At 42.4% G+C, this 20,055-nt stretch carries 22 protein-coding genes and 1 tRNA gene; 11 read left to right on the top strand and 12 right to left on the bottom strand.

Going from position 1 to position 20,055, the window contains the following annotated elements; all coding sequences use genetic code 11:
• The first annotated feature begins 144 nt into the window (after positions 1-144).
• Positions 145-1,320 carry a glucosidase family protein gene (locus tag AC04MN_RS15005; RefSeq protein ID WP_475384028.1) on the top strand — a complete coding sequence of 392 codons (1,176 nt, stop codon included), beginning with the start codon at positions 145-147 and terminating at the stop codon, positions 1,318-1,320.
• 5 nt (positions 1,321-1,325) lie between these two features.
• On the opposite strand, the gene AC04MN_RS15010 is transcribed toward AC04MN_RS15005, so the two are convergent.
• On the bottom strand, positions 1,326-1,805 hold the full coding sequence (locus tag AC04MN_RS15010; protein ID WP_475384029.1) for a hypothetical protein: 480 nt from the start codon (positions 1,803-1,805) through the stop codon (positions 1,326-1,328).
• 248 nt (positions 1,806-2,053) lie between these two features.
• On the opposite strand from AC04MN_RS15010, the gene AC04MN_RS15015 reads away from it, so the two are divergent.
• From AC04MN_RS15015 to AC04MN_RS15050, 8 genes are all read left to right on the top strand, one after another.
• On the top strand, positions 2,054-2,497 hold the full coding sequence (locus AC04MN_RS15015; RefSeq protein ID WP_475384030.1) for a metalloproteinase domain-containing protein: 444 nt from the start codon (positions 2,054-2,056) through the stop codon (positions 2,495-2,497).
• Positions 2,498-2,551: 54 nt separating this feature from the next.
• Positions 2,552-3,085 carry a hypothetical protein gene (locus AC04MN_RS15020; RefSeq protein ID WP_475384031.1) on the top strand — a complete coding sequence of 178 codons (534 nt, stop codon included), beginning with the start codon at positions 2,552-2,554 and terminating at the stop codon, positions 3,083-3,085.
• A 39-nt stretch (positions 3,086-3,124) separates the two neighbouring features.
• Positions 3,125-3,865: a tRNA/rRNA methyltransferase gene (locus AC04MN_RS15025; RefSeq protein ID WP_475384032.1), complete on the top strand. Its 741-nt coding sequence runs from the start codon at positions 3,125-3,127 to the stop codon at positions 3,863-3,865.
• Positions 3,866-3,874: 9 nt separating this feature from the next.
• Positions 3,875-5,095, top strand: a complete 1,221-nt coding sequence (locus AC04MN_RS15030) for a VOC family protein (RefSeq protein WP_475384033.1) — start codon at positions 3,875-3,877, stop codon at positions 5,093-5,095.
• A 146-nt stretch (positions 5,096-5,241) separates the two neighbouring features.
• Positions 5,242-5,318: transfer RNA gene (locus tag AC04MN_RS15035), tRNA-Met, on the top strand.
• Between the two features lie 722 nt (positions 5,319-6,040).
• Positions 6,041-6,283 (top strand): hypothetical protein, encoded by a 243-nt coding sequence (locus AC04MN_RS15040; RefSeq protein ID WP_475384034.1) that lies wholly within the window; start codon positions 6,041-6,043, stop codon positions 6,281-6,283.
• Positions 6,284-6,411: 128 nt separating this feature from the next.
• Complete coding sequence (locus AC04MN_RS15045; protein WP_475384035.1) at positions 6,412-7,500, top strand: GmrSD restriction endonuclease domain-containing protein; 1,089 nt, start codon at positions 6,412-6,414, stop codon at positions 7,498-7,500.
• Positions 7,497-8,003 carry a hypothetical protein gene (locus tag AC04MN_RS15050; RefSeq protein WP_475384036.1) on the top strand — a complete coding sequence of 169 codons (507 nt, stop codon included), beginning with the start codon at positions 7,497-7,499 and terminating at the stop codon, positions 8,001-8,003. The genes AC04MN_RS15045 and AC04MN_RS15050 overlap by 4 nt, the downstream gene beginning before the upstream one ends.
• A 33-nt stretch (positions 8,004-8,036) precedes the next feature.
• Here AC04MN_RS15050 and AC04MN_RS15055 read toward each other — a convergent pair whose 3' ends face one another.
• The 5 genes from AC04MN_RS15055 to AC04MN_RS15075 form a co-directional block, all read right to left on the bottom strand.
• Positions 8,037-8,483 (bottom strand): helix-turn-helix domain-containing protein, encoded by a 447-nt coding sequence (locus tag AC04MN_RS15055; RefSeq protein WP_475384037.1) that lies wholly within the window; start codon positions 8,481-8,483, stop codon positions 8,037-8,039.
• A 13-nt stretch (positions 8,484-8,496) separates the two neighbouring features.
• On the bottom strand, positions 8,497-8,871 hold the full coding sequence (locus AC04MN_RS15060) for a DUF4258 domain-containing protein (protein ID WP_475384038.1): 375 nt from the start codon (positions 8,869-8,871) through the stop codon (positions 8,497-8,499).
• Positions 8,872-8,965: 94 nt separating this feature from the next.
• Positions 8,966-9,415, bottom strand: coding sequence for a hypothetical protein (locus AC04MN_RS15065; protein WP_475384039.1), 450 nt, complete (start codon positions 9,413-9,415; stop codon positions 8,966-8,968).
• Positions 9,416-9,726: 311 nt separating this feature from the next.
• Positions 9,727-10,194 carry a hypothetical protein gene (locus AC04MN_RS15070; protein ID WP_475384040.1) on the bottom strand — a complete coding sequence of 156 codons (468 nt, stop codon included), beginning with the start codon at positions 10,192-10,194 and terminating at the stop codon, positions 9,727-9,729.
• Between the two features lie 157 nt (positions 10,195-10,351).
• Positions 10,352-10,666, bottom strand: a complete 315-nt coding sequence (locus tag AC04MN_RS15075) for a hypothetical protein (protein WP_475384041.1) — start codon at positions 10,664-10,666, stop codon at positions 10,352-10,354.
• Positions 10,667-10,847: 181 nt separating this feature from the next.
• Between AC04MN_RS15075 and AC04MN_RS15080 the strand changes: the two genes are divergently transcribed.
• Positions 10,848-12,008, top strand: coding sequence for a DEAD/DEAH box helicase (locus tag AC04MN_RS15080; RefSeq protein ID WP_475384042.1), 1,161 nt, complete (start codon positions 10,848-10,850; stop codon positions 12,006-12,008).
• Positions 12,009-12,038: 30 nt separating this feature from the next.
• Here the strand turns inward: AC04MN_RS15080 and AC04MN_RS15085 are convergent, their stop codons facing one another.
• The 6 genes from AC04MN_RS15085 to AC04MN_RS15110 form a co-directional block, all read right to left on the bottom strand.
• Positions 12,039-13,112, bottom strand: a complete 1,074-nt coding sequence (locus AC04MN_RS15085; RefSeq protein WP_475384043.1) for an alkene reductase — start codon at positions 13,110-13,112, stop codon at positions 12,039-12,041.
• 492 nt (positions 13,113-13,604) lie between these two features.
• Positions 13,605-14,576, bottom strand: coding sequence for a reverse transcriptase domain-containing protein (locus tag AC04MN_RS15090; protein WP_475384044.1), 972 nt, complete (start codon positions 14,574-14,576; stop codon positions 13,605-13,607).
• Entirely contained in the window at positions 14,557-14,736 is a 180-nt protein-coding gene (locus AC04MN_RS15095; protein ID WP_475384045.1) for a four helix bundle protein, read from the bottom strand. Before AC04MN_RS15095 ends, AC04MN_RS15090 begins: the two co-directional genes overlap by 20 nt.
• A gap of 196 nt (positions 14,737-14,932) precedes the next feature.
• The gene (locus AC04MN_RS15100) at positions 14,933-15,616 is read right to left on the bottom strand and encodes a hypothetical protein (RefSeq protein WP_475384046.1); all 684 of its coding nucleotides are present in this window, start codon (positions 15,614-15,616) and stop codon (positions 14,933-14,935) included.
• Between the two features lie 271 nt (positions 15,617-15,887).
• Positions 15,888-18,239 carry an SUMF1/EgtB/PvdO family nonheme iron enzyme gene (locus AC04MN_RS15105; protein WP_475384047.1) on the bottom strand — a complete coding sequence of 784 codons (2,352 nt, stop codon included), beginning with the start codon at positions 18,237-18,239 and terminating at the stop codon, positions 15,888-15,890.
• Positions 18,232-18,495: a hypothetical protein gene (locus AC04MN_RS15110; protein ID WP_475384048.1), complete on the bottom strand. Its 264-nt coding sequence runs from the start codon at positions 18,493-18,495 to the stop codon at positions 18,232-18,234. Before AC04MN_RS15110 ends, AC04MN_RS15105 begins: the two co-directional genes overlap by 8 nt.
• Positions 18,496-18,926: 431 nt before the next feature.
• On the opposite strand from AC04MN_RS15110, the gene AC04MN_RS15115 reads away from it, so the two are divergent.
• The gene (locus tag AC04MN_RS15115) at positions 18,927-20,051 is read left to right on the top strand and encodes a transposase (protein ID WP_475382640.1); all 1,125 of its coding nucleotides are present in this window, start codon (positions 18,927-18,929) and stop codon (positions 20,049-20,051) included.
• The last annotated feature ends 4 nt before the right edge of the window (positions 20,052-20,055 follow it).

Genomic DNA, 20,055 nt, shown 5'->3' on the forward strand with positions numbered 1-20,055 from the left:
CAATCAAACAGCGAAGTTCAACATAATCTTATTCTGAGATTGAAGTGCACAAAGCTTTTACAAAAAAGACTTTTATTTAATTATTCTAGCTCGACTCACCGAAAAGAAATTCGACAATTTGATCTAAAATGCCATAATGTTCAGATGGATATAGAAACTATTGTTGCTCAAAGCATTCTCAAAAATATTATTGAAATTGATGGAAAAAAGTATGTCACAGCCGGGGCTCATCAGTTCAGAACACTCTGGACTCGTGACTTTTGCTTTTCAGTTTCAGGACTCTTAAATTTAAATCTTCAAGAGATCGTAAAAAACCAACTGCAGTTAATTATCGATCACACAAATGAAAATGGCTTAGTACCACTTTATTGTGACTCGATGAGCCCAATGAAAAGAGTTTTTCTTTCCAGCATCGGAGCATTATTTAAATTTCGGATTCAATTAAAAATTCAGTCTCCACTAAAAGCTTATTACAAAATCAACGGCAAATATCCTAATATCGATTCAAACATACTAACCTTAAAGGCCGTATTAGAATATTGCGCAAAAACTCAAGATATCGAATTCTTTCTTAAGAACGAAACAAAGCTGGTTTCGATCTATAAATACTACGACCAATTCCTAAAAGACGGCCTGATTCATCAGGGCCCATTCGCAGACTGGAAGGACTCTGCTCGACGCGAAGGAGCTATATTCCTGACGAATATGCTGTATTCAAACGTAACCGAAGAGCTTTGCCTATTCAGCCAATTCAACTTTTGCCAAGAGCGCGCACCGTTTTTACGTCGAGCCATCGAAGCAGGCTTCAAAGATCCGCAGACGGGACTCTTTCAGAGTGAATTTAAGAGGAATCAGTTTGGACTTGATGACCAGCTACTTGCAATTAAGTGGAATTGGGTAAAAGGAGATCAAAAAAAAGAACTCTGGAATGCTTTGATCAAACACCCACTATGGACTTCTTCTCAAGGGCCATTGATAGCCACCTATCCTCGCTATAAATCTGGCGAGCTTATTTCCCATGTAAAATGGGCCGGCCTGAAGGCCTATCATGATGAGATGACTTGGAGCTGGCTTACTGGATTGGCTTTTAAAGTTGCTTTAATGATGAATGATACTCAACAGGCTCAAAATATCTTAAAAATATCCGACCAACTTTTCGGAAAACAGCAGTTCGTCTCTGAAGTCTATGATCCTAAATCTCGAAAACCCTATTCCAGTTGGCTTTATCAAAGCGAAGAGCCCTTCCTTTGGGGGGCAGCATCTTACGCCGAGGCCTTTGAGTTTTTAAAAAATCTCAAGTCCTTGTTGGGTTTAAAATAAATCCTCTAAAGACAATCGGAAAGACCATCAAATATGGTCTCTCCCCGATTGTTTATCTTTGTATGAAGCACTCGCAATGGATTTGTCATCCGCTTTCCCGCAGCAGAATTTACGATTTCAGTTAGGTCCATAATATTCATCTCGGGCTTAAACTCACACTGAAAAACCCTGGCATCCTTAACGATCACATCGCCATCAGCATAGGCGTACGAGCCGGCAAAATCCCAGTGGCAACTATCAACCATCGCGGTATCGCCATTAATAAAGCAATTCAATGCAATATGTTTGATATTCGAAAACTCCCCTTCACAGAAAGTATCATCGCAGACTTTTTCAAAGGCCTTTCTTAAGTTCTGCTCCATTAAGGCTACAGCTTCAAAGCGTGAGGTATCACTAAACAAACCATCTTTTGCATTAATCAAAGCTCCACTGCCAGCCAAAACAAAAACAGGCCACAGAACAACCATAAAAATAAATGCTTTCATCATTCCCCCTCTGGAGATGCTCACAAATTACTCTTATAAATACCTAGGACAAGTCGAAACTTTGCCCCCTTTCGATAAACATAGCTTCAGGAATCGCCGAGTCACGAAGTGAGCTTAAATGTCCCAAAAAAAGACCAATTTGAGTCACTGCATATCATTTTGACATCCCTTCCATCGCTAATTTGAAGCTGAGCCTGGCTCCGATTTGGCATTGAGCAAGCCCGAATATAAAAAGCGGAGGATTGTTTATGCTTAAAATGCTATTTGCTTCTTTAGTGGTACTTTTTTCTATTTCTCAGGCGTCGGCGTCGGCGTTTGACTCAATTAAAGATCAAGAACTTCAGGCCTCTGCCTACGGAGTCTTAAATAAAAATGCTCAAACAGTCGGCCTAGAGGGAGACATAAAAAATGGTGAAAGACTAACGGATATTCTGAAAGTCGTTAACGCCTATACAGAAGAGCTAGAAGAGGTAATCCTTAATGGCGGCGACCTTGAAAAAGACATGAAATCAAATATTCAGCACATTGATATTAAATGTGTTCGCGCAGCCAACCTGGAAACTGCAAAATGTGCACTAATGATTCAATTTAAACCTCTTGGCGAAACAGCTGTCGAGTTCACCGTCAAAATAAATGCTCAAGATCAAGCAGAAGAAATCATCGGTAACGCTTTAGTTTCCCGTGGTGACTAAAATAAAAAACATTTAACAGAAATCACTTTTAACAAGAAAAGAATCGGAGACCCTATGAAAAAGCTAATTTTAGCTGGCGCCCTTTTTTGCACTTCTTTCGCGGCTCAGGCAGCCCAAATCAATGTCAGCGTTGGCGACTCACAAACACTAAACGTAATCATGCGAAAAGTTGAACAACTTGAAAGAAAAAATATGCAGTTAACGGAAAGAGTTCGCAACCTTGAAGATGCGGTGTTCGGCGGATCAGGACAACTTCCTGGCGGCAAAGTTGGTGTGGCTTGTTCGGTAAGAAATAGCGTCACTGGCGAAACTCACCTTGGCAAGGGCCCGACTCGTCTAGATGCTGAATTTCTAGCAAAACAATCCTGTAAGGCAGGTCAGTTTAAACTAAACTGCGACGATACTTCTTTAAAATGCGAAGACGAAATTCTTGGCTCTAGCATCACTTGTATTGCTAACAACACGGTTTCCGGAAATATTTTCAGAGCTAATGCTGCCACAAAAATTGAGGCTTCTGCACTTGCTTTGAAAGCTTGTACATCTGAAAATTTCAAGCTTAACTGCACGATCAGTCAGTGTTCTCAGTAAATTGACTTTAGATCTTGTACGGGTTAAAAATTGCACCTTATGAATAAAAAAATGCGCGAATCAAAAGTCTATGGAATTAATGCCAGTTTGAAGTTTTTCAGCGGGCGGCCACAGCAAGTGATCCGCGCATTTTTTAATACGAAGACTGCTCCAAAATTTGGAGCCCTTCAAAAATACCTAGCCAAAAATAAAAAGCCTTATCGTTTAGTCACCGATGACGAGCTTCAAAAAATTGGGCAAACTTCACACCACGAAGGTGTTGTTCTTATTGTCGAAGTCGAACCACCCCTTGCTGCAGAAAAATGGATTGAAAGTCATAAAAGTGCAAAAGACTGTTTGGTACTCTTAGAGGACATTGGAAACCCTCACAATTTAGGGGCCATTATACGAACATGTGCTCATTTTGGTGTTTCTGCTATATGTCACCCCGATGCAACAGCCCTTCAAAGTGGAGCCGCACTACGCACAGCTGAAGGTGGAGCCGAAAGTGTGGCTATTCTTGAGTATAAAAATCTTAAGGACTTTGTGAACTTAGCCAAAAAAAGAGGATATTCCATTATTTCGACATCTAGCCATAAAGGCACTTCAATTTTCAAAAGTGAAATCCCAGACAAAGTGATTTTCTTTTTTGGAGAAGAAGGAGACGGTTTATCTGAGGCCGCCTTTAAAATTTCTGATAGCTCTGTCCAAATTCCCGGCACTGGAAAAGTCGAAAGCCTGAATGTCGCCACAGCAGTCGCATTGATAGTTGCTGAGTTTTATAAACAAAAGAACTTGTAGAATATCAATATGAAAAACATCAAAACCATTATTGGCGATCCAGTGCCCTTCGTAAAAGGCCTCCTTGAAAAAGTCGGTCAGCAAGTGGATATTTCCAACTTAGAGATAGATCATATTTGCTACCGTGTCTCGAGCTACAAAAACTATGCAATTAAAAAGAGAGAGCTCAGTCAGTTTGGTATGATGATAGCCGAGACCGAAGTCAACGGCCGCCCGATTGCTTGTTTCAAGTTAGATAGTCCAGTAAAGATCAATCACAATAATCGAAGCTGGATAATTCCCTTAATAGAGTTACCGGCCCCCAAACTCGGTAAAAATACGGTTGATGGCCTTGAACACCTTGAAATCGTCCTTAACAGAAATCCCATGCATTTTATGGCCGACTATCCCCAACTTGAATGGATAACTACCGGAGCCAATAAGAAATTAAATCCCGAAATCGAATTAAGTTTTGGATCCCTGGGGTCTGTGAAATTTCATGAGGCTTCGCTTGAAGAAATCATCAAAATAGAAGCGGACCTGGAGCTATTTAATTTTACTTATGAAGACGAAGATATTTTTGTCATCGATAAGCCACAAGGTTGCTTCACACAAGAACCTGAAAATACCGGCCATCGAATCGATATCAACAAATATCTCACGCCAAGATTAGAAAGACACTTTGGGCTACCTGTATTTCCCGTTCATCGACTTGACTCTTCCACGACCGGACTTGTGATTTATGCAAAAAACTCTGAGATGGCGTCAACCTTAGGAAGAATGATCAGAAGCCGCGAAATTCGAAAGAAATATTGGTGCGTGACCAGAGGCTACCTAGATGAACAAGGCTCGATTGATTTAGACCTACTTCATCCGACCACAAAACTTCCTAAAAAATCTTTAAGCACCTATCGATGTTTAAAGACGATCGAGCTTCCTTTTCAAATCGGACAACACGCAACTTCCAGATATTCACTAGCAGAAGTTGAAATACATACAGGACGCTGGCACCAGATTCGCCGACATATGGACCAGATATCACATCCGCTGATTGGCGACATCGTACATGGTGACAGCCATCACAATCGCCTTTTCCGTGATGAACTGGGTCTTCCGGGTTTATGGCTTCGAGCATTCCACATAGAATTTACTCATCCGAAAACACAACGGAACCTTATAATTCAAGCCAAGCCCTCACTTAAATGGAAGAAAATATTCAAACTTTTTGAGTTTGATCCGAGCACAATTTAAAGCACCGCTCTGTTTTTGAGCATTTCGCACCATATAAACCCTGCGAAAGCATTAATATATTGATAAAAGACATTGACCTAGAGATTCATACCTAATAGTCTCAACCCACTTCGACGAAACGCATTTAGCGAATCACGAAACCCTGTCGCGGGGTGGAGCAGTCTGGTAGCTCGTCGGGCTCATAACCCGAAGGTCGTAGGTTCAAATCCTGCCCCCGCAACCATTTTTTTCTTAAAAGATACAGGGACTTACAAAAGCCAGCCATCAAAAGCTGGCTTTTTTTATTTCTAAAATTGCCGACGATTCGATCTCCGTCGAAAGCTGAAAGCATAAATTTCTGATTTGAATCCTTAAAGTCAGTTAGAATTTTGACTTTTTCTTCAACAGGAAAGGTGTCCCAATGATTCTTCGGCTGGTTCATGTATCTATAAGAGTCACGCAAAACGTTTTTTAAATGTGAAAGAAGTGTTTCAGCCTCTTCTGCCTGGGGACTTCGAAGAGTTAGCTGTGTTCCGTTCTTCAATTTCACCAATCTTGGCTCAATAATCGACATATCTTCCCCGCAGGGTTTTATCAATTTTAATCACGGGGTTTGTTGAGTCACGTCCTTTTTGTTGTCCCAAAACTTCTAATGGAGTTTTTCTTTTTTAAAAAACTAGAGCGGGTTCAATCTCTGGTAACTTGTCTTCTGAGAGATTTCCTATACTTGAGTCTTCATCTTTGGCTTCGACGCATTTATGAAAAGTAAAAATATTTTTTAGATACTTTTTTCTTTCTTCACAAACGTTACAAAACGTTTCCATGTGTTTCTAGAAATTTCAATGTCCACAGGTAAAGGGTCACGAAGGGACCTCTAGGGACATTTAATTCGATTTGAGAAAAGTGGTGCGTTTGCATTTTTATTTTTGCTCTGGCAGATCAGTTGAAGCTAACGGAGGTAATCGTATGCAACACAATAATAACGAAATGAAACTAGACTTGGTGAGCTTTCTTGAAACTGATCGCAAAAAGCTACTTCGCCCGAATGAGGTGTCTAAGATTTTGGGTATATTTACTGAAACGGTATATGACTGGAAGTATCGAACGAAGAAGCGAGGAATTCCTGATGGGCTTTTTGTTAAGATTAGCACAATGCTTTTTGTGAGGTCGGATTTGCTTAGGGATTGGATAAGTCGTGAAACAGTATAAAATCCGAAATAATAATCAATAAGATTTATTGATTATTATGAAAGTTCTTATACACTTTTAGTCTCGAGCGGGAAAACCTTTGAAGGATATATACAGGAGGATGAGGCTTGAAAGAGAAAAATAAAAAAATGGCTAAAACTCTTCATGAAATTGAAGAGGAATCTTTTCAATCTGACGACAACTCCGAAGTTCCACCTTCTGATATAATTGCGTTCAATGAGTTACGGTCTTGCGCAGACCTACATCGAATGAGTCTTGAGGGGGTGTTGGATATACAGCCAGAATTCCAACGCGAAGTCGTCTGGAATGGGCCCGCACAAACGAGGTTTATAGATTCTTTAATAAAACGCCTACCAATTCCAAGTATGTGCTTTAGTTTCGATTACAAGACTGAAAAATGGCAAGTCATTGATGGACTTCAAAGAATGTCCAGTATTATTCGTTTCTTATCTGGAGATCCAGACTGGAGGCTCGCCAATTTGGATGATATTACTGAAGACTTGCGCGGTATACGGGCCGAAGCTTTATTGAATCAAAAATCTCCACATCACAAATATTACAAGCGCGTTAAAGATGTTTCGATTCCAATCACGGTATTAAGGTGCGATTTATCTAAAGAGTCACATGCAGAGTATGTTTTCACCATATTTCATCGTCTAAACTCAGGAGGCATGAAACTCACCAGTCAGGAGATTAGGAACTGCATCTACTCAGGAAGTTTTAACAACTTATTACATGAATTAAATGAGCATAAATCGTGGCATAAGTTAAATAAAATGAAAAAATCAAATGGAAATCGATTTAAAAAAGAAGAATTGATACTTCGCTTTTTTGCTTTCCATGGGCAGATAAATTCATACGATGGAAAACTATCCAAATTTTTAAATCAATATATGCAAAAAAACAGAAACCTTTCGCCTAAAGATGTCGAAAAAAAGAGAAAGCTTTTTAAAGAAGTTGTCGAATTTACTTGGACTAATATTTTAAAAGGCACCTTGCCTGAGCGGTACAGCATTACTCTTCTAGAGGGACTTTTAATTGGTGTTTCCGAGAATTTACAAAGTCTTCAAAAAGAGAGCTCGACAAGCTTGAATAAGCGGTACGAAAAATTTTTGAAACTGGAAGAGTTTTCTGAAGAAAAATTAGTAGAGGGATTGTCACATAGGAATAAGGTAATAGCTCGACTAAATGCTGCAAAAGTAGTTTTCTCCAAATGATAAACAAGACAAATATCAGCAAAACACTTACGGCCTTGGATCAAGAATATAAACGCGCTTCGTCGACAAAAAAGGCAAAATTATATTCCAAGATGGCATTGATCGAACTTTGTGGATGGGTTGAAGACTCTATGGATGACGTGCTGCTTCGGTCATCTGTGAGATTTTTGAAGCCCACACAAAGAACAGAGTTCGAAGATAAAATTAAAAACACTTGGGGATTTGAATACAAAAAGCACTTTAGGCCTCTGATCGTGTACTTAATTGGCCAGGTTATCACCTTGCAGTTGGAAAAAAGAATCGATCCTAATATTCTGAGTAACCTCAAAAGTAGTTTAGGACAATTAAAAATACCGCGAAATAGTGCCGCTCATACACATATAAAAGGGACTTCAACTTATGACTCGCCATCGGTCATCATTACGCATTTACAACATATTTATGCCGGGCTCAAAGCTATAGACACTCTGCTTAGAAAACTCAAAATCAAGTTTATACTCTAAAGGTTACTAGCACTATACTTTTTCTTGTATCTTTTATGATTCTAAAATTCGAAGAGCAGGAATGTTGCTTAAATAGTTTGATCGCAATTTAAAATCATGAGTTTTTTCAAAAACTAAATCAATTATCTTTTCACTACTTTTAAAGTCATTTAAGATTTTAATGCGCATAACTACCTCGGTGTTGAGATCAATTCGGGCGGCTGATTTGCGATTTTTCTCCCACCGCATGACTGACTGATGAGTCACATTCAACATCTTCGCAAACTCCCGCAAAGACATCCCAAAGTAGTTTCGAATAAACTTAACCTGATTCCCGCTTAGCGGCACATCCTGACGAGCACAGATATGCTCAATCAAAGGTTTTGCGTATTTATCAAAATCCACATCCGGCACCAGCTCACCGCGAACCTTGACCGCAGGGAGTTCGTCAAAAATAACTGGGAAGCCGAAACCTTCGAATCTGTAGTTTTTTATTTTCATAACTTCTCCCATTTTAGACTTTCGGATCAATCACTGTTAAAACCAAGATCACTTCTTTAGATACCGGGACAACCTCAAAGGTAATCCCGATTCTTAACTCCCGACCGTCGATGGTTTTACCCTCGATGCTGTAGTCCCAAGAGCTAAACTCTTCGTTAAAGCGATCCCGCTTTGCATCGTGCTTGCCGCTGGCGAGAGCCTGTAAAACCTCGTAGTAAAGGATATTACGCTCTTTCATGCGGCGGTTGGCGTGGTCACTCATCCTGAGTCTGTGGGCCTCTAAAAGGACCTTCATCTTTTTAATGAGGTTCTTCTCTTTTGGGGGCCTAGCTTTCTTATCGGAAAGCCTACTGATACTTAAAGTACCACCTTTAGGTTTTTTTGTCATTTTGTATTTCCTAGGCACCAATAGGGCCTTTTGGGTGTTTATATTTGAGAAGGCGACCTAGACCTGACTTCCAGGCCGCCCTTAAGCCGAATACCTACTGCAGAGCCTCTTGGCCTACTGCCTGGGGCAGTGGTGTAGCTTTCACTTGCGGGGCAAGGCTTGCAAAAAAGTCTCCGGCCATTACTATGGTGAAGTAGTCGCGATAGATCGCTGTGGCGTCTTTTAGGATTTTATAGACGCTGGGTTTTTCACAAACGATCCGAACGTGGTCATACTTCGGACCGTCAGTTGAATCTCTTCGTCTGATGCACTCGACATACCGGCGCACTTTGTCGCGATAACGTTGTTTGGACTTTTGGGCGATCTCATATTCAAAGGCGATAATCTTACCAGCAAGCGATGTGTATACTCCGTCGGGGGCAGAATCTCTGCTTCCTTTAAACTGAAAGTATTCCATGTACAGGCATTTAAGTTGTCGATCAGATTGCCAGTTTTGCACCTTTTCAGCGTCCTTAAGTGCTAAACGGCCGTGGACTATCGACATTTGCTGACCTTCGCGTGGCGAAGGTCGCAAAAAAATAGTCCACCGATGGTCCACGAGCCCTCGAAAAGAACCCATTTTCACCGAAAAGCTCCGAACAAACTTTTTGTTCTAAATTGTTGATATGAATAATTATTTATAGATATTTCGCGTAGTTGGAAAAAGTGATTTCCCAAACTCATAACCCGAAGGTCGTAGGTTCAAATCCTGCCCCCGCAACCAATAAAGGCTCGATGGTAAACCATCGAGCCTTTTCCATTTTCTGGGGATGTTAATTCTAGCATTCCACCATTAACAACAAAGTCCGAAGGTCCTCAATCATTAAAATCAAAGAACACAGACATCACACGACCGTCATCTAAAAAGATATAAACTCTATACTGACTGCAATACTCAGCCTCTGTGCACTGCTCGACGTCTGGTGAAAATCCAAAGGCAGCCTTGATTCGATTGTTCTCATAAAAGTATTTAAGAGCATCGTATCCCCCCAAACTTTTTAAATATGAATGAGTGATCACGCGTTTAATGTTGGTATCAACCTCATACTGCCATGCCGCCTTCGGATCATGCAAATCCCCAGCAATCTGGCGAAGCTTTGATGCCGCATCAAATGAAGACACATCATAGCTGTCCAGATAACACTCCAATCCTTCCGATTGGCAGAAGGTGATTAGCTCTTGCTCGGCATCTTGTTCTGCAAACTCCGGAAACAAAGGCAATTGCGCGGCCTGAGCATGAACACCCAACACTAAAGTCATTAACAAGAAAGCGATCTTTTTCATAAATACCTCCAACAGTGGATAGAATAAAAGGCTTCTAGCCCGAGCCATCGGCGAAGTACAATAAATGAACATCAACATGTTATTCAAAAATTGCATGATTCCCTGCTGAGATTGCTTATTGAAAAAATTCCATACACTGATTTTTAGAGGTCATTTATTAAAACGTGGCTTTACAGGATCTTAGGTACTTTGAAGCAGATGAAGATCGACCGATTTCCCGACAACGCTGAAGGGCTGCTTTAGCATGTGCCTGATAGAGCTTTTTACGATCGTAATCTTTTGGGCAATACCCCCACGACTCTACTTCGCCGATATAAAAGTCTTGAGCATAATTACCAAAATGCCCCCAACAATCGCACTGAACTTTACAGATGACTGGAGCCTTCCCCGAGGTTGGCTCTGTTATATCCTCAAAAGCCCCCGCAAACGGCGATACAAGAAAAAAAATACATAGGTAAATCAGAATTTTCATACTGCCTCCAACAATGAAAGACTCCCTCAACATGGCCCCCTCAATCAACATCAATGCACTATCGCGCACATAGCTAGCATCCAAATTGGGACATAAAATGTAGGCCTAGACAAAAGCCACACATGCTGTATAACGTCCTTTTGCAATTACAGAAATTCCCCAAAAAACCGAAGAAGAACAGATGAAGCACTTTAAAGATTTTGGATTACTCCCCTCATTACTTAAATCACTTTCTGAAAAGAAATTTTTTAAGGCCACTGAAATTCAATCATTAACAATTCCTTTGCTAATGTCTGGACAATCAGTGGTAGGAATCTCAGAGACCGGAAGTGGAAAGACTTTGGCCTATGCCCTTCCAATTTTGCATTTACTAAAGACTCTTGAGGATGACGGATATCCAGTAAATCAAGACGCCACCCCCCGCGCGGTGATTCTTGTTCCGACAAGAGAACTTGGCGAACAGGTTGCGAAAGTGTTTAAAATGCTTACGCACGACACGAGATTGCGGGTTCGCACAGCTTTGGGAGGAATGTCCTTAGCTCAAGCGAGAAAGAACACCTCAGGCTCCTTCGAAATTCTACTTGCCACCCCTGGACGCTTAGGACAGATGCTTCAAGGCGAACACATCGACCTAAGCGATGTACTATGCTTGGTTTACGATGAAGCCGACCAAATGATGGATCAGGGTTTCTTGGCAGACACAAACTATATCGCTAGCTGCTGCCCCGAGGAAGTTCAGAAAATACTTTTTTCAGCGACAGTCTCTGAAAAGGTTCAAGATCTTATTAACGAAACCTTTGAAGGCGCCGAGTTCTGCAAGAGCTCGGGAAGCGGGAAACCGGTCTCGAGTCTAACAACTAAAAATATCATCGTCACCGATGGCAAACGATGGCCTGAGCTTGAAAAAGTTCTTTCCAAAAAAGTTGAAGGTGGGACCATTCTGTTCACCAACACACGTGAACAATGCGATAAATTGGCGCAAGAATTGACAACAAAAGGCTATGAAAACCTAATCTACCGAGGCGAAATGGAAAAAACAGATCGCCGCCAAAATCTAAAAAAATTCAGAGACGGAAAAGTTGCGCTTTTGGTCGCTACAGATTTAGCAGGACGGGGCTTGGACATCGATAGCGTTGGGCGAGTCATTAATTATCATCTCCCCAAGCAGATGGAAAACTATATTCACCGCGCAGGTCGTACAGCTCGAGCCGGTCGCCCTGGACTCGTGATCAATTTAGTCACCGAGCGGGATGAAAAACTTATCGCGCAATTAGAGGGCAGAAAACCCAAAAATATGGGAGTCCTGATGAAAGAAATGAGACCTAAAAACAAAAAGAAGTAGGCATTTGCCTACTTCTTTTATTTTTACGACTTAGTAGTCAGTATATCCTTTTACTCCTGGCGTATAAAAAGTCGAAAAATCAGGTGGAGTCAGAGCCGTTTTGTTTCGAAGTTTAGAAATCAAATCTGGATTCGATATAAATGGACGCCCAAAGGCAACCAAATCTATGTACCCTGTTTCTAACGCTTGCTCAGCTCGGTCCGCGTCCACATAGCCGCCAACATCGATAAATGGCCCTTGAAATACGCTCTTAAGAGCCTTTTTAAAATCTACCGGAACAGCAGGAGCCCCCATTGCACTATGATCAACCACATGGAGATAGGCAATTTTCAATTTACCGAGCTCTTTAGCTAGAGCAAGAAATGTTTCTTCCATCTCTGGGTAAGCAACCATACCATTAAAAACTCCAAAAGGTGAAATTCGATAGCCAACACGATCCGCCCCAATTGCAGCTGACATGCGCTTAGCAATTTCTAATCCGAAACGAATACGGTTTTCAATACTGCCACCCCACTTATCCTTGCGAACATTGGATGCCACGTTTGTAAACTGATCAATCAGGTATCCATTGGCTCCATGAATCTCAATACCATCAACCCCAGCTTCGACCGCCAACTTTGCAGCACGAACAAAATCTTCGATAGTTTTCTCGATTTCAACTTCACTCATCTCCGACGGTAGAGACGCCGGCTGCTCCCCTTGCGTGTCGGTCCATATTTTTCCATCAAGAGCCAAAGCAGAAGGTCCAACAACCCGTAGCCCTTTGGCTAAATTATCGATGTGCGAAGCTCTTCCTGTGTGCATCAATTGTATAAAGAACTTTCCGCCCTTTTTATGCACAGCACTCGCAACCCGCCCCCAAGCATTCGCCTGATCTGCATTAAATAAACCAGGAATCCTTGCATAGCCTAAACCTTCTGGCGAAGGCGACGTACCCTCTGAAATAATCAAACCTGCTTCTCCGCGCAGTCCATAATATTCTTCAACAATCGAACCAGGAATGTTTCCTTCAGCTCGACTTCTGGTCATTGGTGCCATTACGATACGATTTTGCAATTCAATGCTGGAACTTAGCTGAAACTTAGAAAATAATTTTGAATTCATAAACTCTCCAGAACAAAGATTGAGTTTAAGACGGCTGCCTAAGTAGGTTTAATTCATAATTCTTATCGAATTCGTATAATCGTGGCGAAAACATCTCAATAAAATTCAGGGCTGGGGCAACTTCATGTTGCCCCGAATCCTTACACGCGAAGGAATAAGCCCCAAGGATTGACTGCCGTGCCTTGAGAAAAACAACAAAGGCTGCGAGAGGGATTTCACAACTTGATTTCCCCTAACCTCGACCAAATTTATCCTACCAATTTCCAAATTCAATTTTTGCATTTGTTTCAATACAGTGAACAAAGCGTAATTCTCAAGTCTGAAGGTCGTCGGTCAAAGACGGGGCGGGCGCAGCGAAAGCCGATATTCCAATTCGAATTGGAACCCGAATTGTTCAGATTGAGCGCAGCCACACCTGCCTGTGCACCATTATTCCAATTGCCGCCACGAAGAGCCGCCGCAGCAAGGGCTGGCGCTGACTGACAATAGCAGTCACTCCTTTCTATTCAGTTGATCAATTTCTCGCACCGGAAATCCGCTCCAAGCACGATATGACATTAAACTTTGGGCGATTTCACTTTCTAAATGACCACGCTTTCGCTTGTCCAAAATCTTGCGCCGAACTCGGCGTCGATTTCTATTCAGTGGGCAAGCACCGTTCGCACTGACCAGAAATCCCAAGAATGGAACTTCAGAATGACCAATCCATACTCGCTTTTTTAGTGGAAATTTTAATTTTTCTCTCTTTCCAAGTTCTATCGCTTTTGAAACAGCCTCCCGAGCCTGAGCCAATGAATCACAGATAAGAATTAAATCATCCATGTATCTTAAATATCCCCTGGTTAAACCAACAAGAAGTTCATCCAGATCATGCATATAAAAGTTTGCAAATATCTGCGAGGTCAGATTTCCAAGTGGCAGTCCCACCCCATGACGAAAATCGGGATGGGACTTCAATAGTCCTTTAAATAATCCCGCACAACTATCATCGGGCAAATAGCCTAAAAGTTTTCCCAACAATCTTCCATGCGGAACAGAGGCAAAAAAGCTCCTCACATCGAGCTTAACAACAAAATAGTTAGGGTTTTCACGCAATATTTTATACAAGGTCACGACAGCTCGGCCGTTCCCCTTGCCCTGACGACAAGCAAAGCTATTCTCAATCAACTTTCCATCAAGAAGTGGATTGATAACATTATAAATCGCTCGATGAGCTACTCGGTCAATAAATGGAGCCGAAGAAACAAGTCTTCTTTTGGGATCACAGATATAAAACTCTTTATAGGGACCCCAAGGATAGTCTGCTCCAGATAAAAGCATCAAGCGAAGCTTTTCTAAATATCCATCCAGCTTAAGGAAAGCCATTTGCGGACTAAATTCTGATCTCTTACCCTGAAGACAAGAATAAAATGCCGACTCGATATTTTCTATATCTGCAATCTCATCAAGTAAAGTGTGATCCATTTTTCTGATAAGCCTCTCTCATCATCCCACCGATCTGACGACCGACAGACTGAGTTCTCGTATTTAAATCATCATATTGGCCCGCTGAATAGGCCCCAGTTTCTCGAGCCATCCTGAGCAACAATTTAAATTCATCAAGACTTAGAGATAACTGCTTCAAAATTTTCTTTCTCGTCTCCTGGTCATAACTATGCAAACCCGAGGGACCCACAAGTCGATTTAATAGTGTTAAAAAGTCTAAAGACTTTTCCTCTAGCCTGTGACCTAAAACATATCGGGTCGGTTTTGGAAAAAGAGTTGTGCTCTTGATAATCAATTTGGCCAATTCAAAGCTTTGTAAAAATATCTCAGGTTCTTTAGGCTTTTTGTGGGGCTTTGTCACTTAAGACCTCTCTCGGTTCCATTTTTCGACAAAGAAAAGTAATGGCCTCGACCAACTGATAAAGACCAACCATAAACCCCTGCGGCACAGATAAAATCAATGCTCGAGCCACGATTCGACCAGCTCTGATTCTTGCTCGGCCATAAAGTTTTCGTTTCATAATTCCGTAGCTATAAAAACCCGCCCCTAAGTCATCACCAATCAAGAGCAATTCTTGATCAAAAAAAGTATAATCAACACTTTCAATTTCATTTTTTAAATCAAATAATAAACTATAAACCTCTTTATATCGCAAAAATCCATTCAGCTTAAGTGGGCTTCGCCCCTTTGTTTTATAGAAGCTCCATTCTTTTTGCGAACCTTCAGCCCAGCTTGAACGATTTTTTTGTCTTTCATATTGAGATTTACTTTGGGGGTTTTCAATTTCAGGCAGGATAACAGCATTCAGTCTGATGCCCGTGGGACGTATTTGCAGAAGACTTTCCGTTTTGATAAACCACTCATCACCAACTTTAACACCAGCAATTTGTTTGGATTTCAAGTATGCCATTAAATGTTTTAAAGTGACCCCCAGCCACAGCCTTGCAATTTCAAGACTGACTTCTTTTTTGGTTTTCATCACTTCATCTAAGTTGTTTGTCATGTTTGATTCATTCATGTTTAAGTCTTTTTTCAACCTTCAATCATGCGCTACAGCCACCCCTGGTGGCTGGCAAATCATGTTTGATTTGCAACCAAGCAAACTCCTCACGGAGTTTGCCCAAGCGGCGAAGCTTAGCTTCGCCTGACCAAGCTTGATGCCGTTCACTTTCGCGCCGCTGGCGCTCCAGCTCCTTCGCATCAAGCTCCAATTGCGGCTGACGCCGCTCTCAAGGCCTTCGATCAGCTCGCCATGTCTAGCCCGAGCCTTCCAGGCTCTAGGCTTTTCCTTATCGCGGGCGGGCGCAGCGAAAGCCGACATTCCAACCCGAACCGGAACCCGAACTGTTCAGATGGAGCGCAGCCACACCTGCCTGTGCACCATTACCCCAACTGCCGCCACGAAGAGCCGCCGCAGGGACATTGTTCTTCCAACCACAAGTTCCTAGAGTGGAGCCCTCACCATCACAACCATAAGCCGATCCGTTCAAATTCCAAGTTCCATCAGCTGTAGCAAAAGGACTTCCTGATGCGTTGTTTTCGCCTTGAGTAAATCCCGAAGCATCTGTTCCGGCCTCAACACCGTTCATATCTGTCCATTCCCAAACATTACCCACCATGTCTTCAACTCCAAATCGGCTGATACAAGCATTTGATCCTTGATTTGTAGCACCCGCTTTTGCCGTTGGTCTTATCTTGTTGTTCACATCGTTCCAAGTCCCGTCCGAGTCATTGTCATTACCTGCACCATGTGTATTGATGTTACATTGAGCTGCTGCCGCATCTGTCGCTGAACCCCCTAAAGTACCACCAGTGCCGCTCCCTGCTCCTGGATCTGAGGTGCCAATCGCTGCTGTTTGCCAAACGCTATCTGGAATTAATACCTTGCCTGAATTTGCACAGGCGACAACAGCTTGATACCAAGTCAGACCTCTTGCTGGAATCACGTTCGGCTTTGAGGCCGCATAGACAACAGAAGACCCTGAACCATTACGATTAAAACTTGCTGGCAAATTACCTGCGTTTGGATAATTAAAATCCGCGGTCGATCCATTTGAAAAATATTGAGTTCCTGATCCATCAGCATTTGACCAAACGCTGGCTTCATACTTATCCACACACCAAGAGCCAACAGCCACCATCACATCGTTGGCGTTGCCGGTGTCGCAAGACCTTAATCCGTTTACTCCACTGGCTGCGGAAATTGTAATTCCACCGGCAGTATTGGTGATTGTCACCCCTGTCCCAGCGGTGAGAGTTGCCAATGTGTAGCCTGTTCCATTGCCAATTAAAATCTGACCATTTGTTGGAGCTCCGGTTAAACCCGTACCACCTTTACTGACACTGACTGTATTTAAAGTGATCGAATTAGAGCCCGCACTTGATGTGACATCACCAGCAAGAGCTGGAAGCCTTGCCGCAGCCAATGTGCCGCTTGAAATATTACTGGCATTCGTTGTGTCTGTTGTGGCACTTGCCGAAAATGTCGGAAAATCACTGACTTGTGATTTTGTAATGTTGATATTCGCGCAAGCTAAGTTATCCGTTGCCGCAACCCAGGTCAGCGTTTGTCCTGCTGTACAGCCCGCAGCCCCGCCCCCAAAGGTTTGTGACCCAGTCACTGTGCTTCGCAAATCAAACATGCTCACAAATCCTGGGGTCCAATTATTACCACCAGCATATCTGAGCACCTGCCCCGCTGTTGTCGCTGCGGCAGTGATGCTTTGGCCTTTGATTTTTTCAACTGTGGGATTGGGCAATGTACCAGATAAATCACTACCCAAGGCCGTCGATGCCTGAAAAGCTCCCGTGATTCTTGAATCATTCCCTTGGGCAGCAGTGCCCCCAATTGTTCCAAAACTTAATTCCAATTGATTTGACCCATTCACAACTAAGCCCGTACTGGGTGCATTCTTTGCAAAATTTTGCACCGTAGGATCGGATTCAATTCCAACCCCAGATTCATTCGCGCAAGCCCAGCTACCTGCAACTTTCTTAATCACTTGTCCATTGGCGCAAGCGCCTTGCAGTATCGCTGTCATAAAAGTGTCTAAATTTGTTTGAGTCACATTTGTACTGGTTTGAATAAAATCTGTCTCTAATTTTCCATTCAGGCTTTCTGCCACCTGAGCATAAGGCATACTGCGCATATTAAAATCAGCCAAGATTGTATCTGCACCATTGGCAAAAGTAATTCTTAGTTTTCGGGTGTCATTTGCTGATGGTGTGTAAGAATTTAAACTCCCATTTGTTGTATTATCATCATTCAAACAAGTTAGCGAACTAAGGGCTGTGGTGTTTTTAAATATTTCTGTAATTTGAAGCCCTGGATCTGCTCCGCCCTGTGCACCTTTGGTGATGTTGATATTGAGATAACCATCTGTAATGGTCACGTTTGTGAAATTCTCTTCCCTGAGCACACAACCATTCGGGGCTAAAATCTTGGCATTCACAGTAATATTCGAAGCATTAATGGCCTCGCCAGCTGGGTCTTGAATAAATGCCTGAAAGCTGATACCTTTACCTTGGACCGCGACGGCTTGGGCTTTTTGTAGGGGTAATAACATCACTGCTGCAAATATCACTGCCGCTGCGGCAGTATAATTGGTCAAATTGGTTGTAAAATAATTTTCTCTATTCATAGAAGACCCCTTCTATTCTGTAATTCGAGGTGGTGTTTTTTACTTCCGAGATCTCGCCAAAGCTGGCCTTGATTTGATAATTGGCTGTGCCCTTTGTGGTCTTGACCGTTTCACCAATAATGGTGTCTGGTGATTTTCTTTTTTGGGATTCTTTAAGGCTCGCTTTTTCTACGTCCGTGATAGTGCCACTAATATGACAAGCTGTTGTGATAAGTGAAACCAATAATGTAATTGTAATTTGCGCGAGCCTTCTCATGGGCTCACCTAATTCTGACCTTATGACGAATGACGAATGACGAATGACGAATGACGAATGACGAATGACGAATGACGAATGACGAATGACGAATGACGAATGACGAATGACGAATGACGAAATCAGACTAGCTAGCCCTAGACTACAGTCAATATGAATATTTGTTTTTACTGGCATTTTCATCATTGACTACTTATCGTCCACCAAATCGAAAAACTTTAATTTTTTTCTGTCTCAAGTTGAGACAACATGGCTATTCGAATTGCCCGGAAATAAATGTTACCGAAGCTGCCTCAAAACGAGATCCAGATTTTCGTCCCCAAGCTCATTGCCCGTTAAATAGTGTTACCGAACAGGCTAGCCTTAAGTCCTTAGAATCACAGGGAGGTGATTTGGTGCAAGGGTCTAGTAAGTGGGACTATGTCCGAGTTATGAGCGAACGTTACCAGAATGCGTGTCGCAAGGAGAAGCGTCTCATTTTGGATGAGCTGGAGAAAAATTTAAAAGTTCACAGAAAAAGTGCCGTGAGGGCCTTGAATTATGTAAAAAATAAAAAGCCCAAAGAGTCTCGAGGTCGCCGTCGTATTTACGACGATTTCGTGATCCAGCATTTAAAGAAGTTGTGGCTGGAGATGGGGCAGCTCTGTTCGCGCAGAATGAAGAAGGCCTTGCCTCGCTGGATTACTCACTACGAAGCTCCTGATGTGACCAAGCACTTATTGCTACAGATGAGTAAAACAACCATAGATGTATATCTGCGGCCCTACAAGGCACAATACCGCCGTCACTGGAATAGCGGTACGAGAGCCGGTAAGTACATCAAAACGATGATCCCTTTAAAGCCCCTGGACTACAACGTGGGATCCGTGGGGCATATCGAGGCCGACACGGTTCACCACTGTGGCGGGAGCTTAAGTGGAGCTTATGCGATTACGCTAACCGTGACGGATGTACTGAGCAGTTGGACGGAGTGCCGTGCTATGTGGGGCAAGTCTTCGTTCGGGGTTACGACTTGCATGGTGGACATTGAAAGAAGTTTACCGTTTAGGCTACACACGATCTGCACGGATAACGGCAACGAGTTTTTAAACCATCAGTTCCTCCGTTACCTGCAAGACCGCGAAGAAAAGGTCGCTCTTAAGCGAGGTCGTCCCTACCGCAAGAATGATCAGTGTTACGTTGAGCAAAAGAACTTCACCCATGTCAGGGAGCTTTTTGGTTGGGATCGTTTAGACAAAAAAGATCTGATCGAAGTGATGAACGACATTTACCGCAACGAATGGTCGTTACTACAAAATCTTTTTTATCCGCAGATGAAGTTGGAATACAAAACTCGAGTGGGGGCAAAGTACAAGAAGAAATACTCGGAACCACAGACACCTTTAGAAAGAATCCTAGCTTCACCAAACGTCTCCCCAGACTGCAAAGAGAAGCTAAGAAAGCTTGAACAAACTTTAAATCCGTTCGAACTCAAAAAAAGCATAGAAACTAAACTAAAGATCATCAACAAACTTCTTCAAAAAACCGAAGAAGATCCAGAAGGAATACCAGCATGACACA

The sequence above is a fragment of the Bdellovibrio sp. ZFWA1 genome, assembly GCF_056175665.1.

Coding starts and splice junctions, on each gene's coding strand:
- AC04MN_RS15080 (WP_475384042.1), top strand. CDS start 10,848: ATGAAGCACTTTAAAGATTTTGGATTACTCCCCTCATTACTTAAATCA.
- AC04MN_RS15110 (WP_475384048.1), bottom strand. CDS start 18,495: ATGAGAAGGCTCGCGCAAATTACAATTACATTATTGGTTTCACTTATC.
- AC04MN_RS15065 (WP_475384039.1), bottom strand. CDS start 9,415: ATGTCGATAGTCCACGGCCGTTTAGCACTTAAGGACGCTGAAAAGGTG.
- AC04MN_RS15100 (WP_475384046.1), bottom strand. CDS start 15,616: ATGAATGAATCAAACATGACAAACAACTTAGATGAAGTGATGAAAACC.
- AC04MN_RS15025 (WP_475384032.1), top strand. CDS start 3,125: ATGAATAAAAAAATGCGCGAATCAAAAGTCTATGGAATTAATGCCAGT.
- AC04MN_RS15020 (WP_475384031.1), top strand. CDS start 2,552: ATGAAAAAGCTAATTTTAGCTGGCGCCCTTTTTTGCACTTCTTTCGCG.
- AC04MN_RS15010 (WP_475384029.1), bottom strand. CDS start 1,805: ATGAAAGCATTTATTTTTATGGTTGTTCTGTGGCCTGTTTTTGTTTTG.
- AC04MN_RS15070 (WP_475384040.1), bottom strand. CDS start 10,194: ATGAAAAAGATCGCTTTCTTGTTAATGACTTTAGTGTTGGGTGTTCAT.
- AC04MN_RS15060 (WP_475384038.1), bottom strand. CDS start 8,871: ATGACAAAAAAACCTAAAGGTGGTACTTTAAGTATCAGTAGGCTTTCC.
- AC04MN_RS15075 (WP_475384041.1), bottom strand. CDS start 10,666: ATGAAAATTCTGATTTACCTATGTATTTTTTTTCTTGTATCGCCGTTT.
- AC04MN_RS15055 (WP_475384037.1), bottom strand. CDS start 8,483: ATGAAAATAAAAAACTACAGATTCGAAGGTTTCGGCTTCCCAGTTATT.
- AC04MN_RS15015 (WP_475384030.1), top strand. CDS start 2,054: ATGCTTAAAATGCTATTTGCTTCTTTAGTGGTACTTTTTTCTATTTCT.
- AC04MN_RS15050 (WP_475384036.1), top strand. CDS start 7,497: ATGATAAACAAGACAAATATCAGCAAAACACTTACGGCCTTGGATCAA.
- AC04MN_RS15030 (WP_475384033.1), top strand. CDS start 3,875: ATGAAAAACATCAAAACCATTATTGGCGATCCAGTGCCCTTCGTAAAA.
- AC04MN_RS15115 (WP_475382640.1), top strand. CDS start 18,927: ATGAGCGAACGTTACCAGAATGCGTGTCGCAAGGAGAAGCGTCTCATT.
- AC04MN_RS15040 (WP_475384034.1), top strand. CDS start 6,041: ATGCAACACAATAATAACGAAATGAAACTAGACTTGGTGAGCTTTCTT.
- AC04MN_RS15045 (WP_475384035.1), top strand. CDS start 6,412: ATGGCTAAAACTCTTCATGAAATTGAAGAGGAATCTTTTCAATCTGAC.
- AC04MN_RS15005 (WP_475384028.1), top strand. CDS start 145: ATGGATATAGAAACTATTGTTGCTCAAAGCATTCTCAAAAATATTATT.
- AC04MN_RS15105 (WP_475384047.1), bottom strand. CDS start 18,239: ATGAATAGAGAAAATTATTTTACAACCAATTTGACCAATTATACTGCC.
- AC04MN_RS15085 (WP_475384043.1), bottom strand. CDS start 13,112: ATGAATTCAAAATTATTTTCTAAGTTTCAGCTAAGTTCCAGCATTGAA.
- AC04MN_RS15090 (WP_475384044.1), bottom strand. CDS start 14,576: ATGGATCACACTTTACTTGATGAGATTGCAGATATAGAAAATATCGAG.